This is a genomic window from Shewanella sp. AC34-MNA-CIBAN-0136, from assembly GCF_040309945.1.
Classification (GTDB): Bacteria; Pseudomonadota; Gammaproteobacteria; order Enterobacterales; family Shewanellaceae; genus Shewanella.
In genome coordinates, this window is the sequence record NZ_JBEOPJ010000012.1 from 102,791 (window position 1) to 120,522 (window position 17,732).

Annotated in this window: 18 protein-coding genes; 12 read left to right on the forward strand and 6 right to left on the reverse strand. The window is 40.9% G+C overall.

The features are described 5' to 3' along the window. Positions 1-43: 43 nt before the first annotated feature. Complete coding sequence (locus AAEY94_RS13375) at positions 44-292, forward strand: hypothetical protein (RefSeq protein ID WP_350979029.1); 249 nt, start codon at positions 44-46, stop codon at positions 290-292. Positions 293-497: 205 nt separating this feature from the next. On the opposite strand, the gene AAEY94_RS13380 is transcribed toward AAEY94_RS13375, so the two are convergent. Further along, positions 498-689, reverse strand: a complete 192-nt coding sequence (locus AAEY94_RS13380) for a hypothetical protein (RefSeq protein WP_162023832.1) — start codon at positions 687-689, stop codon at positions 498-500. A 171-nt stretch (positions 690-860) separates the two neighbouring features. After that, positions 861-2,348, reverse strand: a complete 1,488-nt coding sequence (locus AAEY94_RS13385) for an FMN-binding glutamate synthase family protein (RefSeq protein ID WP_350979030.1) — start codon at positions 2,346-2,348, stop codon at positions 861-863. A 206-nt stretch (positions 2,349-2,554) separates the two neighbouring features. Between AAEY94_RS13385 and AAEY94_RS13390 the strand changes: the two genes are divergently transcribed. From AAEY94_RS13390 to AAEY94_RS13415, 6 genes are all read left to right on the forward strand, one after another. Continuing rightward, positions 2,555-3,172 carry a DUF5610 domain-containing protein gene (locus AAEY94_RS13390; protein ID WP_162023830.1) on the forward strand — a complete coding sequence of 206 codons (618 nt, stop codon included), beginning with the start codon at positions 2,555-2,557 and terminating at the stop codon, positions 3,170-3,172. A gap of 142 nt (positions 3,173-3,314) precedes the next feature. Beyond that, the gene (locus AAEY94_RS13395) at positions 3,315-4,064 is read left to right on the forward strand and encodes a ferredoxin--NADP reductase (protein ID WP_101085314.1); all 750 of its coding nucleotides are present in this window, start codon (positions 3,315-3,317) and stop codon (positions 4,062-4,064) included. A 215-nt stretch (positions 4,065-4,279) separates the two neighbouring features. After that, positions 4,280-5,287 carry an extracellular solute-binding protein gene (locus tag AAEY94_RS13400; RefSeq protein WP_350979031.1) on the forward strand — a complete coding sequence of 336 codons (1,008 nt, stop codon included), beginning with the start codon at positions 4,280-4,282 and terminating at the stop codon, positions 5,285-5,287. 118 nt (positions 5,288-5,405) lie between these two features. Further along, entirely contained in the window at positions 5,406-7,037 is a 1,632-nt protein-coding gene (locus AAEY94_RS13405) for an ABC transporter permease (protein ID WP_350979032.1), read from the forward strand. Beyond that, positions 7,037-8,071, forward strand: coding sequence for an ATP-binding cassette domain-containing protein (locus tag AAEY94_RS13410; protein ID WP_192114245.1), 1,035 nt, complete (start codon positions 7,037-7,039; stop codon positions 8,069-8,071). Before AAEY94_RS13405 ends, AAEY94_RS13410 begins: the two co-directional genes overlap by 1 nt. 476 nt (positions 8,072-8,547) lie before the next feature. After that, complete coding sequence (locus AAEY94_RS13415; protein WP_101085318.1) at positions 8,548-9,486, forward strand: Dyp-type peroxidase; 939 nt, start codon at positions 8,548-8,550, stop codon at positions 9,484-9,486. A 62-nt stretch (positions 9,487-9,548) separates the two neighbouring features. Here the strand turns inward: AAEY94_RS13415 and argR are convergent, their stop codons facing one another. Both argR and AAEY94_RS13425 read right to left on the reverse strand, forming a co-directional pair. Further along, a complete protein-coding gene (gene argR / locus AAEY94_RS13420) occupies positions 9,549-10,019 on the reverse strand; it encodes a transcriptional regulator ArgR (protein ID WP_011636127.1) in 471 nt (156 codons plus the stop codon). A 166-nt stretch (positions 10,020-10,185) separates the two neighbouring features. Beyond that, the gene (locus tag AAEY94_RS13425; RefSeq protein ID WP_101085319.1) at positions 10,186-10,611 is read right to left on the reverse strand and encodes an META domain-containing protein; all 426 of its coding nucleotides are present in this window, start codon (positions 10,609-10,611) and stop codon (positions 10,186-10,188) included. Positions 10,612-10,733: 122 nt separating this feature from the next. Here AAEY94_RS13425 and AAEY94_RS13430 point away from each other — a divergent pair, with 122 nt between their 5' ends. Genes AAEY94_RS13430 through AAEY94_RS13440 form a run of 3 tightly spaced genes read left to right on the forward strand, consistent with a single transcriptional unit; the run spans position 10,734 to position 11,909 of the window. After that, positions 10,734-10,952 (forward strand): hypothetical protein, encoded by a 219-nt coding sequence (locus AAEY94_RS13430; protein ID WP_101085320.1) that lies wholly within the window; start codon positions 10,734-10,736, stop codon positions 10,950-10,952. Positions 10,953-10,955: 3 nt separating this feature from the next. Further along, positions 10,956-11,504 carry a GNAT family N-acetyltransferase gene (locus tag AAEY94_RS13435; RefSeq protein WP_101085321.1) on the forward strand — a complete coding sequence of 183 codons (549 nt, stop codon included), beginning with the start codon at positions 10,956-10,958 and terminating at the stop codon, positions 11,502-11,504. A 48-nt stretch (positions 11,505-11,552) separates the two neighbouring features. Further along, positions 11,553-11,909: a hypothetical protein gene (locus AAEY94_RS13440; protein WP_123777952.1), complete on the forward strand. Its 357-nt coding sequence runs from the start codon at positions 11,553-11,555 to the stop codon at positions 11,907-11,909. A gap of 162 nt (positions 11,910-12,071) precedes the next feature. Here the strand turns inward: AAEY94_RS13440 and AAEY94_RS13445 are convergent, their stop codons facing one another. Next, a complete protein-coding gene (locus tag AAEY94_RS13445) occupies positions 12,072-12,674 on the reverse strand; it encodes a GNAT family N-acetyltransferase (protein WP_350979033.1) in 603 nt (200 codons plus the stop codon). 148 nt (positions 12,675-12,822) lie between these two features. Continuing rightward, complete coding sequence (metK, locus tag AAEY94_RS13450) at positions 12,823-13,974, reverse strand: methionine adenosyltransferase (RefSeq protein ID WP_162023823.1); 1,152 nt, start codon at positions 13,972-13,974, stop codon at positions 12,823-12,825. Positions 13,975-14,505: 531 nt separating this feature from the next. Here metK and tkt point away from each other — a divergent pair. Then, a complete protein-coding gene (gene tkt, locus AAEY94_RS13455; protein WP_101085325.1) occupies positions 14,506-16,500 on the forward strand; it encodes a transketolase in 1,995 nt (664 codons plus the stop codon). A gap of 189 nt (positions 16,501-16,689) precedes the next feature. Then, positions 16,690-17,709 (forward strand): erythrose-4-phosphate dehydrogenase, encoded by a 1,020-nt coding sequence (gene epd / locus AAEY94_RS13460; protein ID WP_350979034.1) that lies wholly within the window; start codon positions 16,690-16,692, stop codon positions 17,707-17,709. Positions 17,710-17,732: the final 23 nt, after the last annotated feature.

Here is a 17,732-nt window from a genome sequence, read left to right on the forward strand (position 1 = left end):
TTGGATTTTATCAAAGGTGCGAATTCGTGTATGGAGGTGACTTGTGCATAATATTGCGTTAATTGCGGCGCTAGAAGGCACCCGACATCAAGTGACAACCGATTGGTTTGCTATTATGGCAATGCTTAAAACGCGTAACATGTCTGATGATGCTATTAAAATAGTTTATGACGACTTATGTGCCGGTTTGAGAGTAACGACTCGAGGACTCACTTTAGCTAAAGCAATGAACAAAGACCTTGATAAAAACATTATTAAACAAAGTGATGATCCGCAGGACATGCTTTCTTAGTTTACATCGCGTTAATCAACTTATGTTGGTTCATTGATTTGCATATTATGCAGATAAAGTGATATCAACGGATGTATTTTGACATGTTCAAATGACTTTAGTCGCTAGTATTTGGCTGGTTTACGGTATCAAATACTTGGAAGAAGATAGGAATTATAGTGAGTTGATTCAATGGTAACGAGTGCTGCTACTAATGATCAAAAGCTTACTTTTTCTGCCAACCAATACAGACCATTTTTATGAGTGCAGCTGGAGAAGGATCTAAAGTTAAGCGTTTGATTTTTCCTTGTTCAAAACACACAAATTCACCTTCGATTTCTGTCATCCGATTACAGTTTCTGCAGCTTAAACTTAAGCTTTTGACATTTAGATCTGCTGCATTCGTTTTTATGTTCAACACGAAATCCCCTGAATTGATGCCTCTTTAAAATCACATTAATACTGCTTATTGTGATCGATATCAAAGTATATTGTACACCTATTCTTAAATTCGGCAAAGTAATCCGCTGAGTGCACCTCAGTAATCCGCTCAGCGCACCCCAGTTATTCACTGGGGTTGAGGTTTAATTTATTGCATATGTCGGTAATGTTTATCGAGAGTGACCGCTACACCCGTTGATTGCACTATTCGGGCATGATGGCGAGTTAAGTATCTTGGGTCGGTTACACCACATGAATGTGCGATCATGTTTAAATCGTAATGTAAGAAATGATTGTAGTTTGCGACGCGTGCAGATTTATCTTTTGGATCCAAGCCTTTTTGCAATCGTATATTATGGGTCGTTATACCGGTTGGGCAGGTGTCTCGGTTGCACTGTAACGATTGAATGCAGCCCAAGGCAAACATGTTTCCGCGAGCTGAAGCAATAAAGTCGGCGCCAGTGGCTAATGCCCATGCCACGTATGACGGCATGATCATTTTACCGGTCGCAATCACTTTAATGCGTTGTTTAAAGCCGCGTTCATTAAGTAAATCAACCAGTAACGGTAAACTTTGGCGCAATGGTAAGCCGACATTATCCATTAAGGCTTGTGGTGCCGCGCCCGTACCACCATCTGAACTGTCTAAGGTAAAAAAGTCTGGCGCATATTCAATACCACGACGTTCAATTTCATCTAGAAATTCAGTAACCCATGACATGTCACCTAATACCGCTTTAATACCGGTTGGTTTACCGCTGATATCTCTTACTTGATTGATCATATCGACAATGTCAGCAACATTATGTAATTCAATGTGGCCATTGGGGCTTATGGAGTCTTGTCCTGCTGGGATACCGCGAATAGCTGCGATTTCTTCGGTGACTTTTATCGCCGGTAAAATACCACCTTTGCCAGGCTTAGCACCTTGGCTTAATTTAATTTCGAACATTTTTACTTCAGGATGAGCTGCAATATCGGTCAGTTTTTGTGGGTCTAAATGACCATGCTCGTTACGCACACCATATTTAGCGGTACCTATCTGAAACACTAAATCACAATGTCCTTTTAGATGATAAGGACTTAACCCACCTTCGCCAGTATTGAGCCAACAGCCTGCTTTTGCTGCACCATGGGATAGTGCTGTAATGGCTGGGCGAGACAAGGCTCCAAAGCTCATGGCCGAGATATGGCAAATTTTATCGGTTGTGTAAGGGTGTTTACATTCAGGACCAATGATTACCGCGATGGTTTGGTGAGTGTCATGATCACTGACGGGGAATGCTGAGTTCATGAACATTACCGCACCCGGTTTATCCAGAACTTGTGTCGACCCAAACGCAATTGTCCTGTCAACATTTTTAGCTGCGCGATATACCCAACTACGTTCGGCTCGATTAAACGGCAGTTCTTCGCGATCTTGAGAAAAAAAGTATTGTCTAAAAAACTCACCTTGTTTTTCAAATATATATCGAAATCGACCGATAACAGGGTAGTTGTGTCGAATGGCTTGTTTGGTTTGCAGTTTATCAGCGATAAACATGTAAATTACAGCGATCAGTAATAACCAAAATAACACTAAGAAAAGACCAGAAAAAATATCTATTCCCCACATGAACCAATGTTGTTGCGGCATGTTGTTATTCCTATTTGGCTATCAATCTGATTACCATATTAGCAGATGTTCATTTGGGCAAGTTAAATTGATGATGTTAATCAACAGGCTATTCTTTAGTAAAATTGATATTAATAAATTTCTCTTAATTGTTTTAATTTATGACTTTAGAAATGAGTTTTTTGGTCGATAATTAAGCTATCGGTCATTGTATGCGAGCTAATATCATGGAAATTAAACAATCAAATAGCAGTAATGCCAGTCCACTGCGTGACAATAAAACAGTTAATACATCGCAAACTTCATCAAGCCACCAAGCTGAGAAAAATTCCCCGGTTGAGCCTAAGTTAACCAGCAATCAGCTAAGTCGACAAATGATGAATAATTCGATTTTAGCGGCGCAAGAAGAAGTCAGTATTGCTGCGGGTGATAAGTCTATGGCATTACTTTACCGTGCCGCGATTGAAGCCATTAATGAAGAGCTTGCGCCAACACTGGGGGAGAACTCAGTCCAAAAAAGTATTGAAAGTGGAGTGGATTACTCTCCTGAAGCGACAGCCGATCGTATTGTCAGCTTTGCGACAAATTTCTTCTCGGTACATCAACAACAAAATAAATCCATGGGGTTTGATGAGCAAGTTAGCAGTTTTATGGTGAAAATTGGTGATGCTATTGATCAAGGTTTTAAAGAGGCTAGCGATATCTTATCTGGGCTCAAAGTATTAGAAGGCGATATTGCAGCAGGAGTCGATCAAACCTATGAGCTCATACAACAAAAACTTGCTCAGTTTCAACAAGACCGCCTAGATGCCCATTCAGCTAAGCAAGATTCATCAACTACGTAAACTTAGCTCTGTTCTTTTAAGTGAGTTAATCGCGTGTGATTATTCACTATAGATATAAATCGGGGAGGCTTTTAATTAAGCAAATATCTGTATAGATTGGTATTATAGTAAATACATACGCCAGTCTAAAAGGAACAAAGTCATGTGGATTACCGGTACCGTGCTAAAACGCATTGATTGGAATGATAAATTATTCTCGTTGCGTATCAAAGCCGATGTCGAACCTTTTATCGCAGGTCAGTTTATTAAGCTCAGCCAAATGCGTGATGATAAACGTGTCGCGCGTGCGTATTCGCTTGTAAATCCCCCTGGGACTGATTATGTCGAGGTGCTGGCTGTTGCGGTAGAGGATGGTCAGTTATCTCCAGATCTAAAAGCATTAAGCCCAGGTGATACCATTCAAATCACGCCCAAAGCGACCGGTTTTATGACCTTAGATGAGGTGCCTAAAGGGGCATTGCAAGGTAAACACTTATGGCTGTTATCAACAGGCACTGCAGTGGGGCCTTTTATCTCTATGCTTGCAACCGATGAGCCTTGGCAACGCTTTGAAAAAGTCGTGCTAGTTTATGGTGTAAGACTTGGTGAAGATTTAGCTTATTTAGAAACGATTAAACAGTTTATTAGTCAATATCCTCAACAGTTTGTGTTTATTCCCATTGTGACCCGTGAAGAATATCCCGAAGGCTTATCATGTCGTATTCCTGATGGCATTAGCAGCGGATTAATTGAACAGAAAGCAGGCTTAGGGATTAATGCGGAACATTCTCAAGTGATGATTTGTGGTAACCCAGGAATGATAAATGATGCGCAAACCGCTTTAGTTGAAAAAGGCTTAGTAAAAAATCTTCGACGAGCGCCTGGACAAATTACGGTCGAAAAATACTGGTAGTGTTTTGGTCAATCATAATTTCATGATAGTGGCTTAAGCTTGCCATATTGGCTTACAGCATAACAATTTGATGTTTTAGCCTTGGCGTTTTAACCGCTGAATGTGAAACAGCACTTGCTCCTTTTGATATGATCACTTACTCTGTTGCAATTGATAACCATTATCAATTGCGCCGGTGGCGGCGGAATATTGATTCAGTTAAGGAGCGTTGATTAATGAAATTGCTAAAAAGTGTCGCATTATTAGGCTTGGCTTGTGTTGCTTCTTCTGTGAGTGCTGCAGATGCATTAACGGTTTATTCTTATCGCCAAGCTTTCCTGATTGAACCTATTCTAGAAAAGTTTACCGAGCAAAGTGGTGTCGACGTAAAGGTTGTTTTTGCTAAAGATGGCATTGCAGAACGTATGGTACGTGAAGGTCGCCTATCTCCCGCTGACGTGGTGTTAACATCTGACTTCCCTCGCTTAATGGAATTAGTGGAAAAAGATCTTGTTTCTCCCGTCGACAGTGCGGTGATTAATAGCAATATTCCCCCTCAATATCGGTCACAACAGAACAATTGGTATGCGCTGACGATGCGTGTTCGTAATCTGTATTCTTCAAAAGAGCGTAGCGGTAAAATTGACATCGATTACGAAGACTTAGCTTCAGCAGAATACAAAGGTAAAATTTGTACCCGCAGCGGTAAACACCCTTATAACGTCGCATTAGTGGCGTCGATGATTGCCCATGACGGTGAAGCAAAAACGAAAACCTGGTTAGAAGGGGTAAAAGCTAATTTAGCTCGTAAGCCTCAAGGCAATGATCGTGATCAAGTATTAGCAGTTAAAGAAGGCATGTGTGACATTGCTATCGGTAACAGCTACTACTACGGCAACATGCTGATGGATAAAAATCAGAAAAGCTGGGCTGAAGCGGTTGAAATTAACTTTCCTAATCAACAGAACCGTGGTGCTCATGTAAACGTATCAGGTATGGCATTAGCCAAACATTCACCGCATAAAGATAATGCGATTAAGCTAATGGAATTTCTTACTTCAAACGTTGCACAGAAAATGTATGCTGAAGTTAATATGGAATATCCGGTAAAGGCTGATGTCGAACCGTCTGAATTAGTGGCGTCATGGGGTGATTTTAAAGCCGATAGTTTGCCTATCTATAAGTTGGCTGAATACCATCAAGACGCTGTAAAACTGCTTGATGAAGTGAAATTTGATCTTTAATTGAAGCTTGTTTAAACATTATCAGCGCATTATCGATATGATTGATAGATTGATAGATTGATAGATTGATAGATTGATAGATTTATTGATGGTGCGCTAAGTTAACTCGGTATTATTTATGATTTTAGGTTTAACCAGAAGCTGGTCGCTTGCTGGTTATTTTATTACGGCAATATTAATCTTGCCACTGATTGCCTTAATTGTGCAGTCCACTCTTCCTGATCAAGCTGTATTTAGCCATTTATTCAATACAGTGCTACCGACATACATAGTCAATAGTTTATTGCTTATGTTGTTGGTTGGACTCGGAAGCCTACTTTTAGCGATTCCTGCTGCTTGGTTAATTGCCCGTTGTGACTTTCCCTTTCGCCGTTACTTTCAATGGCTACTCCTTCTCCCGTTAGCGATGCCAGCCTACATTGTGGCTTATGTTTATACCGACATGCTTGATTATGCAGGTCCGGTGCAACGTGTATTGAGGGCTTGGTTTGACTGGCAATCTCCCCACGACTATTACTTTCCCGCGATACGCAGTCTTGGCGGAGCAGCGATAATATTATCGTTAGTATTGTTTCCTTATATTTATTTATTAGCGCGTACTGCGTTTATGGAGCAGTCTTCCAGTTTGTTATATGCATCGCGTGTCATGGGATGTAGTCCGTGGCGCAGTTTTTGGCGTCTTGCGCTGCCAATGGCAAGACCCGCTTTGGCTGTCGGCGTTGCACTTGTGGCAATGGAAACCGCAGCAGACTTTGCCACCGTGAGTTATTTTGCTGTACCGACATTAACCACAGCAGTTTACGACACGTGGCTCGGCTATGGCAGTTTAACCGCGGCAGCAAAGCTGTCAGCCATTATGCTGTTAGTGGTATTTTCTATGATTGGGGTTGAGCGTTTTGCCCGGCGGAAACAACAATTATTTCAAAAACAATCTTCTCTTAATGAAGCTGACAGATATGTGTTGTCACCAAAAATGGCTTGGGTCGCATTAGGCTATTGCTCTGTTTTGTTATTTACAGCCTTTTTATTACCTTTCATTGTGTTGTGTGGATATGCTATCGATTATTTCAATGAAAGTTGGGATGTTCGATTTTGGCAGTATAGCCTAAACAGTTTATATATTGCCGCTATTGTCAGTGGTGTGTGCGTAGTCCTATCATTGATATTAATGTTTGTACGCCGTGTGAGTCCGCGACAAAGTGATCAGCTTCCCGCAAGATTGAGCAGTACTGGTTATGCTTTACCGGGAACGGTGTTGGCGATTGGTGTATTAGTACCTCTGACGTTTATCGACTTTGCGATTAACGATATTTACGATTGGTTTGGCGCCCAAGGCCCAGGTTTATTGCTGACTGGCAGCGTGTTTGCACTGATTTTTGCTTTTTGTGTTCGTTTTATTGCTATATCCATCGGCAGTTTAGAAAACAGTTATAAACGTATTTCCCCTTCTTTAGACATGGCGTGTATTACCTTAGGACGAACGCCTACTCAGCTACTATGGCGAGTACATTTGCCTTTATTACGCAAAGGGATTTTTGCCGGTGCTTTGTTAGTGTTTATTGAAAGCATGAAAGAATTACCCGCAGCGTTATTATTGCGTCCTATAGGATTTGAAAACTTGGCGACTTATGTTTTCCAATTTGTCTCAGATGAAAAACTAGAACATGGCGCATTGGCCGCTATTGTGATTGTGTTAGTTGGGCTTGTACCCTTGATTTATCTTAATCGCTCTTTGGAGCAACAAGGCTAATTATGTCAACCTTAACCATTGAAAATGTTTGCAGCGATTATCACGGTCAAGTGGTGTTGCGCCATTTAGATCTTACCTTGGCGCAAGGTGAAATTGTCGCATTATTAGGCCCCAGTGGCTGCGGCAAGACAACACTGCTGCGCGCGATTGCGGGCTTACAAGCCATTAGCCAAGGTTGCATCAGCATCAATGGGCAAACGCTGAGTGGTGATGGTGTGTTTGTTGCGAGCGAGCAACGTGGTGTGGGAATGATTTTTCAAGACTATGCCTTATTTCCGCACTTAACCGTGGCAGACAATATCTTATTTGGGGTTAACGAACTCAATCGTACTGCGCGGTTAGCTCGATTAGAAGAAATGCTCGAGTTGGTTAAATTAACCGGGTTGGCATCGCGTTACCCGCATGAATTATCAGGCGGTCAACAGCAACGAGTGTCGATTGCACGTGCATTGGCATATCAACCAGAATTATTATTGCTAGATGAACCTTTTTCCAATATCGATGCGCAAGTTCGTAACGATATGATGTTAGAAATTCGCGCCATATTGAAACAACGTAATGTCAGTGCCGTGTTTGTGACTCACAGTAAAGATGAAGCATTTGTGTTTGCAGATAAACTGGCTTTATTTAAGGATGGCGCCATTATTCAGCATGGTAAAGCCGAAACCTTATACAGTGCACCAACTGATCGCTACGTTGCCGACTTTTTAGGCGCAGGTAATTATTTACCTGTTACGGTCACCTCCAGCCATCAAGTGCACTATTCCTTGGGCGATCTTAGCAGCACAGAAGCATTGTCTTTACCTGTTGGCAGCCAAGGGCAATTATTATTGAGACCACAGCAAATTGAGTTACATCCTTGTATCAATGGCCGAGGATGCATTGTCGAAAGGCATTTCCTTGGTACGGTATGTCATTATCAGGTCCAAATTGGCGATGATATTTTGGACGTCAGTAGCCAATCAACGACGTTAATGCCCGGTCAACGAGTGGACATAAATATTACAGCGCATCCACTGGTGATTTTTAATTAACTATCAATGCTGTAATTTTAATTGTCCAGCCTGTAGTGAACCTTAGTTCGGGGAAAGTGGTTATCAAATTCCCCTTTGTTTGCTAAAAGTGTTGCTAACAGTACGTTATTAACTTGTAATAACGCTGCTTTAAACACCCCAGCAATAAGATACTTACCTCATGCTTGCAAAATAATGGCTAATTTTACGATGACATAGGCTAAATATCTGATTTAGGGCTTACTTTTTGGCCCTTAACTCTAGTGAGTTCGTTAACAATTGTAATGAATGATCAAGCTGTTATCTGCACGAATATGAATACAATATGTATTACAAACGGGCTAAATGTGAGTACACTTCAAGTAATTTAAATTTGATTAAGTTAATCTAATGATTAGCTTAACTGGTAAGAGATGTTAATCGCCGTCGAATAACATCAAAACGTTAAATTATCACCGTTTAGGCCGACATTTAGTATTAAGATGGATGAAGTTAATATGGGTAACCAAGTTATGCCTCGTGAACAGTTAGGAATTTGCGCAGAAGGGAATTTACACAGTGTGTACTTGATGTTTAATGCCAACGATGGTGTTGAAGATCAGTTACGCCCATCTATTGCTAATGTAGCGCAGTATATTTATGAACTCACGGATCAATATGCCGACAGTGCTTTTAATGGCTTTGTGGGTATTGGGGCTAATTTTTGGGATACCTTTTATCCAGAATCTCGCCCTGCATTATTAAAACCTTTTCCGGCCATGAGTGAAGGTAACCGTGATGCACCTGCAATGGAATATGATCTGTTTATTCATATCCGTTGTGATCGCTATGATATTTTGCATCTTGTCGCCAATGAAATTAACCAAATGTTTGAAGATTTGGTCGAGTTAGTCGATGAGGAACGTGGCTTTCGCTTTATGGACAGTCGTGACTTAACTGGTTTTGTTGATGGTACTGAAAACCCTAAAGGACGCCATCGTCAACAAGTTGCACTTGTCGGTGATGAAGATCAAGAATTTGTCTCTGGTAGTTATGTTCATGTCCAAAAATACATGCATAACTTAAGTAAGTGGCATCGTTTACCGCTTAAAAAACAAGAAGATATTTTTGGTCGTACCAAAGTTGATGATATTGAGTATGAATCAGAAGATAAGCCATTAACCAGCCACACAAAACGAGTTAACTTAAAAGATCCACACGGTAACGCATTAGAAATTTTACGTCAAAGCATGCCATATGGTTCGATTAGAGAACAAGGATTGATGTTTATTTCAGTATGTCGTACACCGGATCACTTCGAACAAATGCTCCGCAGTATGGTGCACGGTGATGGTCACGGGAATCATGATCATTTGATGTTGTTTACTAAAGCGCTGACTGGATCGTCTTTCTTTGTGCCATCATTGGATTTTTTAACTCAATTTGATGATGCGTAAACGCCAGTTTTAGGTAATAAAAAAGCAATGCCATGGCATTGCTTTTTTATTGAAATGGTTTTTTATTCACTATAGTTGAATAAAGATCTAACCGTTTCTAATGTCTCATCAATGGTTTTAATACTTGCTGGACAGATGAAAATAGTATCATCACCGGCAATAGTACCTAATATCCCTTCTGGTTTGCCTATTGAGTCGAGCAAACGGGCGATTAATTGCGCAGCACCAGGGCTAGTTCTTACCACGATCATGGCTTGGTTATGATCGACATCCAATACCAAATTTTTAACTGGGCTACCCGCAGTAGGTACGCCTAGCTCGGCAGGGAGGCAATACACCATCTCTTGCTTAGCGTTGCGAGTGCGTACAGCACCAAATTTGCTGAGCATACGTGATACTTTAGATTGATTAATATTACCGAATCCTTCGGCTTGAAGCGCATTAACAATCTCGCTTTGGCTTCCAAAACGTTCTTCTTTGAGAATCGCTTTAAAAGTGCGTACGAGCTCATCCTGATTTCTTGTCGCTGGCATAGTGATAATTCATCTTATAGTTGTTATTCAAAAATCTAGCACATTTTGAATAGATTGACTTATTAAGTCAAGAAAGAATCAGATTTATTGAATAAAAATTCATTTTTTAATGGAACTTTAAACTGACACTAATAACTAATCCGGCGACTCATTTAAACCATAGGCTTTAGGATAAGGGTAACGATTGTTTTGTCAGTACCAATAGCGTATCACCATTTATAGACAATAGATTGAGTTTTCCTTTAGAGAAATCAACTTGTTCTACCAATGAAATCGCTTGCATCAGTTCAGCTTCTTGGGTGATTAAACTATCGATACAGGCTTTCATAGTCGAACCTGATGGTGCAAGTTGAAGCAAGTGACCTTGTTGGGCGTAACGACCAAAAAATTGATTACAGCTATTATTACCTGTCAGTTCACCGTTTGGAGCAAAAACTAAATTTGCTGGGCTATTATTAATGGTAGGAGTGTCGAGGACGACTTCTACATGCCAAGTACCAATTAATTGTTCATTTGAGACAATTTGAGTGTGGCTTTGACAAGCACTAAGGCCTAAAAATATAACAGTGGCGCCGAGAATATGCTTTATCATGTTAAGAGATTTCCATATACCAAAAAATTGCCGTTATTCTACTACTTGAGTGTGAATAAGAGCGTAAATAATTGTAATGTTTTGGATTAATGAACATTATTTAACGTATTAAAGAGTCGCAAATGATCAAATTAGTTAAAGTGTTACATTTCGTCGGTTTAATCATGTTGTTGGTGGGTGTCGGCTTATATTGGCAAAGTGATATCGGTCAACAAGTCAGTGGGATGTTGGTCATTGCTTCACTCATTGGCGTGGGAACACTAATTATGTCTCCGCTGCCCGTTGCGCTAGTGATAGAATGGGCTAAGAAACAATCTCCCAATTCAGGGTCAAAGGAATAATCATTGTCATTTATTATCCGTAAGGCGTTATTAACCGATGTTGCTGCTATTGTGCAGTTAGAACGAGCCCATGTTGATGATGAGTTGGTAGGTTCAAATAGCCAACTTCATGCTCATTCATTTACCAAAGCAGAGGTGAGCCAGTTGATAAATCAACATTGGTTTATCGTAGCTGAAGAGCAAGGGGTGATCATTGGGTATGTGATGGCGGCAAAATGGTCATTTTTTTCCTCGCAACCATTGTACCGACATATTATTCAAAAACTTAAGTTTGCCGATTTAAATGGACAAGCTTTATCGACGACTAACACGTGCCAATATGGACCCGTTTGGATACAAGAATCAAAACGCGGCCAGGGAGTTTTTTCGGCGCTGGTTACCGAATTAAAAAAACAAGTGGCAGATACCTTTCCATTTATGGTGACGTATGTTGCCGCTGACAATGCGCGTTCGTTGGCAGCACATCAACAAAAAGCCGCAATGACAGAGATTGATCAATTTCGTTTTGAACAACGTGATTATTGTTTACTGGCCACAGCTAATATTACGTGATCGTTATACTAAGGGGTGTTGATAAAGTGGTTATTTATGAGGAATATTATGAGTACTAACTTTGAAGCACTCTTTTCACCCTATTTGGATTTAAGGTTATCTGCATTTGACAATATGAAGCTAATAGCCGCGGTGTTGACTGATGCGACAGAGTTGTATGAGTGTGTTGAAGCCGATTTACAAAATCCAGATGATCCGCAATTGCAGCAATCGGGGTATTTTGTGCGCTGGCAAGACATGTGGCTATTTTGTGGCGTAACCAATAATTATCAAGCAGCGATTACGCTATTTACCGATGTCGAGCGGATTAACTTAGCGTCTATCAGTGTCAAAGTAGTGCCCGTAATGACAATGCAACAAGTGTCGTTTATGTGTATTGAAAGTTCACATTTCGATCATTGTTAACGAGTTCGATCACCTTGTACTTATGCTGACTTAGTTTGATTACGCTTAAGTCTATTTGGGCTAAAATTATTGGTGTGCAATAGCCTTGAGAGGCTTTAATACGATCTAGATTTTGTCTGAGTTTGGCTCATTGATCTTATTGAGTTAGATTATTAATCTAGATTATTTATCGGGATCATTGAGCTTCATCAACACTAGTGGTCGTTGTTCACTGTGATAGCGACGATACAACTGAGTGATGTCTGCTGGTATCGCTGATAAATCATTTTGACCTATCACGTCATTTTGATCTATAACGATAAAGTGCTGCTGTTGATATAAGCCAATTAACCACGGATGAGCAAACAAGAAGCAATTTTTAGCGGTTAATTTGGGCACGATAAATTTCAATAACTGAGTTGAAAGCTGTTGTCCACGGTAGTCAGGGTGAACCAATAATCCATTGATTAATTGATATTGGCCAATAGGTTTAACTCTTACCGCAGCGATTATTTTTTGCTGGCTTATATCAACTTCATCAGTAGCTGGTGGGCTTAGATGATGAATGACAGCCACAGACTCTTTCTGAGCTAATCGAGCATACGGCATATGTTGACGATAGAATAACTTGATTGCAGACCACTGTTTAATGGCTGGCAAGTTAATGGCTGGCAAGTTAATGGCTGGAATGTCAGTAATAGGCCTGTTTATCGTACAGGGGTTAGTTGCCGTTGATGGCTGGTGGTTTGCTGTTATCTTTGTGTTTAGCCAAGTGGGTTGATACATAATCTGAGCCATTGTTGATATTAAATGTTGAGATCAAATCATTGTATTGCCAATGATAGATAAAATAAAACCGCCAGTTGGCGGTTTTATTTTTTATCGTGTTAGCTTAATACAGACACTAGCTTAAGACGATAATTATGCTGGCTGATTATAAACCTGCATCTGCACGAAGTGCTTCAGCTTTATCAGTCGCTTCCCAAGGGAAGATATCTCGGCCAAAGTGGCCATAAGCAGCAGTTTGCTGATAGATTGGGCGTGCCAAATCTAGCATTGCTGTTAAGCCGTATGGACGTAATTCGAAGTGTTGGCGTATTAATTTAATCAATACTTCTTCTGATACTTTACCGGTACCGAATGTTTCAATACTAATAGACGTTGGCTCTGCAACACCAATAGCATATGACACTTGTAGCTCACAACGGTCAGCTAAACCAGCAGCAACGATATTTTTAGCTACATAACGTGCAGCATAAGCCGCGCTACGGTCTACTTTTGATGGGTCTTTACCAGAGAAAGCACCACCACCGTGACGAGCCATACCGCCGTAGGTATCTACAATAATTTTACGACCTGTTAAACCACAATCACCAACAGGGCCACCAATCACAAAGCGACCAGTAGGGTTGATAAAGTATTTAGTGTCTTTGTTTAACCATTGAGCAGGTAATACCGGCTTGATGATAGTTTCCATTACCGCTTCAATTAAATCAGCTTGACTCACGTCTTCACGATGTTGAGTAGATAATACAATCGCATCAATACCGATGATTTTGCCATCATCATAAGCAAACGTTACCTGGCTTTTAGCATCTGGGCGTAACCAAGGTAGTGTGCCGTCTTTGCGTACTTCAGACTGACGCTTAACTAATTTGTGCGCGTAAGTAATCGGTGCAGGCATTAATACATCAGTTTCATTGCTGGCATAACCAAACATTAAACCCTGATCACCAGCACCTTGCTCTGCAGGGTCTGAACGATCAACACCTTGATTGATGTCTGGTGACTGTTTGCCTATGGCATTAAGTACCGCACATGAATCAGCATCAAAACCCATATCTGAATTGGTGTAACCGATTTCGCGTACGGTTTTACGGGTAATTTCTTCAATGTCTACCCAAGCAGAAGTGGTGACTTCACCGCCCACTAATACCATACCGGTTTTGACATACGTTTCGCACGCAACACGAGCCTTTGGATCTTGCTCAAGTATTGCGTCTAATACCGCATCAGAAATCTGATCGGCGATTTTATCTGGATGACCTTCTGAGACAGACTCAGAGGTAAACAAGTGCTTTGCCATAATAGGAGAATCTCGTTGGTTGCATTTGAATATACGTCTAGACGTCTATTTTAGTCGAAATCTAATTTGATAACACCCCTTTGTACGAATTTAACTGGAGAATTGTGCAATGGAGCATAATTTTTTTGTTAATCATAGATATGTTTATACTGGTGAAAAATCAAGTGTTTGATTCATATTGCTTTATTTAAATGCTCATCGACTTGCGCGGTGTATTTATCATAAAAATAGACAATGTTTTTGATAGATTAGAGATTATATTGCCTAATCAGAGCCATAGCTCTGCCAATCACGATACTTTTTATTTACAAGTGGCAATAAATAATTACTCTGTATTTATCTCATGTTATGGTCATGCTGACCATTTGATGCTGTATTTACGATGTTTATTTATTGGCATTGTATGAAATCACCGTTTATTTAACGGTTAAAAAGAAACCCGAAAAATTTTAATTTGCGTCACATCGCCTTGTAGGGGAAAATATGGCTTCACAATTGCCCGTTAGACCTTACAAACAAGCAGGAGAGAGCATGTCATCTCGTAAAGTACTCGCTAACGCTATTCGCGCCCTAAGTATGGATGCGGTTCAAAAAGCTAACTCTGGTCATCCAGGTGCCCCAATGGGGATGGCAGATATCGCCGAAGTGCTATGGAATGATTTTCTAAAGCACAATCCAACTAATCCTAACTGGGTCGATCGCGATCGTTTTGTTCTGTCAAACGGTCATGGCTCTATGCTTATATATTCTTTATTGCATTTAACTGGCTATGAATTGCCTATTGAAGAGCTAAAGCAATTCCGTCAGCTGCATTCAAAAACGCCTGGTCATCCTGAATATGGTTATACCCCTGGTGTTGAAACTACAACCGGTCCTTTAGGCGCTGGTTTGAGTAATGCTGTTGGTATGGCTATTGCGGAAAAAACCTTGGCGGCTCAGTTTAACCGTCCAGGCCACGACATCGTCGATCACTTCACCTACTGTTTCTTAGGTGATGGCTGTTTAATGGAAGGTATTTCTCACGAAGTCAGTTCATTAGCCGGAACATTAGGCCTTGGAAAGTTAGTCGCATTTTGGGATGACAACGGTATTTCTATCGATGGTCATGTTGAAGGCTGGTTCACTGATGACACTCCTAAGCGTTTTGAAGCCTATGGCTGGCACGTTATTGCCGATGTAGATGGTCATAATCCTGATGCTATCCGCGCCGCGATTGAACAAGCTAAATCTGTAACAGATAAGCCATCGATGATTTGCTGTAAAACCATTATTGGTTTTGGTTCGCCTAACAAGTCGGGTAGCCATGATTGTCATGGTGCACCATTAGGTGATGCTGAAATTGCAGCAGCTCGTGAGTTCTTAAACTGGCCACACGCTCCTTTTGAAATCCCATCTGATGTGTATGCTGGTTGGGATGCTAAACATAAAGGTGTTGCTAACGAGTCATTATGGAATGACAAGTTTGCTGCTTACCAAGTTGCGTTCCCTGAACTGGCTGCAGAATATGAACGTCGCGTATTAAAAGGTGACTTACCTGCAGATTTTGAAGCAAAAGCACAAGCCTTTATCCAAGAAAGCCAAGATAAAGCCGAAGGTATTGCGAGTCGTAAAGCGTCTCAAAATTCAATTGGTTTCTTTGGTGCTATGTTGCCTGAATTACTTGGCGGTAGCGCTGACTTAGCCGGTTCTAATTTAACGCTTTGGTCTGGTTCAAAAGGTATTCAAGACGATCCTGCCGGTAACTACATCTATTACGGTGTACGTGAATTCGGTATGAGCGGTATTATGAACGGCGCGTCGTTACATGGTGGTTTTATTAACTATGGCGCAACTTTCATGATGTTCATGGAGTACGCACGTAACGCGGTACGTATGTCAGCATTAATGGGCATTCAAAACATTTTCGTTTATACCCATGATTCAATCGGTCAAGGCGAAGATGGCCCAACTCACCAACCGGTTGAGCAATTAGCTAACTTACGTTTAACGCCTAATATGGCTGTTTGGCGTCCATGTGATGCTGCGGAAACGGCAGTATCTTGGAAGGCGGCGATTGAACGTCGTGATGCACCAACTTCATTAATCTTTAGCCGTCAGGGTCTTAAGGCACAAGCGCGTACTGCTGAGCAATTAGCTAACGTAGCTAAAGGTGGTTATGTACTGTCTGATTGCCAAGGCACTGCTGATGTGATTTTGATTGCCACAGGTTCAGAAGTGCAGTTGGCGATGGATTCTGCCGCAGAGCTCACCAAACTAGGTCAAAAAGTGCGGGTAGTTTCTATGCCTTCTACGACTGAGTTTGATAAGCAAGATGCTGCTTACAAAGAATCTGTACTACCAAAAGGTGTCACTAAACGTGTTGCGGTTGAAGCGGCACATACTGACTTCTGGTACAAATATATTGGTTTTGATGGTGCTGTAGTGGGTATGACCACCTTTGGTGAGTCTGCTCCTGGTGGTGATTTACTTAAACATTTCGGCTTCACTGTTGATAATGTAGTAAAAACTGTCCAATCTTTAGGATAATCATCTGAGATTAAACACTTATCTATTAGGTGTTTAATCTGTATAATAACGGCCTGCAATACTATTGTAGGCCGTTTTTTTATCTCTTTAATTCACGTGAAATAATATATGCTAAGTCACTTATTAATAGATGTTTTTATCATAATTTGTTGAATAATAAGTGCTTCGGATAATTACTCTGGACCCTAAATGATTCGAGTTGCAATTAATGGTTATGGCCGGATTGGCCGCTCAATACTTCGTGCATTGTACGAATCTGGAAAACGTCAACAAATCCAAATTGTGGCGATCAATGAGTTGGCAAAGCCAGAAGCCATATGTCATTTAACTCAATATGACACGACTCATGGTCGTTTCAAGCATACCGTTAAGCTAAATGGTGATCAGTTGCTTATTGGTGATGACAGCATTTTGTTACTCAATCAACCCGATGCTAATTTATTGCCTTGGGCTGAACTTGATATCGATATCGTTTATGAAGCCACCGGCAGCTTAATTGATCGTCAAGCTTGCGAAGCACATATTCATGCAGGTGCTAAGCAAGTGCTGATAAGCCATCCTTCTTCTGCAGATGTTGATGAGACCATTGTATATGGTGTTAATCATGATTTGTTGCGCGCAGAGCATACCGTTATTTCTAACGCATCTTGCACTACCAATTGTATTGTTCCGGTTATCGATGTATTGGATAAACATTTTGAAGTCAAGAGTGGCGCCATTACCACTATTCACTCGGCGATGAACGATCAACAAGTGATCGATGCTTATCATGATGATTTACGTCGAACTCGTGCTGCTGGTCAATCTATTATTCCGGTAGACACAAAATTAGCGCGAGGCATTGAGCGTATTTTGCCGCACATGAAAGATAAGTTTGAAGCGATTTCTGTTAGGGTGCCAACCATAAATGTGACCGCGATCGACCTGTCTGTCACGCTAGAGAAAAAGGTCAATATTGAGCAAATTAACCGTGTGTTACAACTTGCGTCAAACGGCAGTTTTAATGGTATTTTAGGCTATACTGACGAGCCTCTGGTATCGTGTGATTTTAACCACGATCCACGTTCAAGTATTGTAGACGGAACCCAAACGCGTGTCAGTGCTGGCCACTTGGTCAAATTATTATTATGGTGCGACAACGAATGGGGTTTTGCCAACCGCATGCTGGATACTAGCTTAGCGATGATTCAAGTAAAGTTAGATCGATAATATCAACAGATTATGTCGCAATG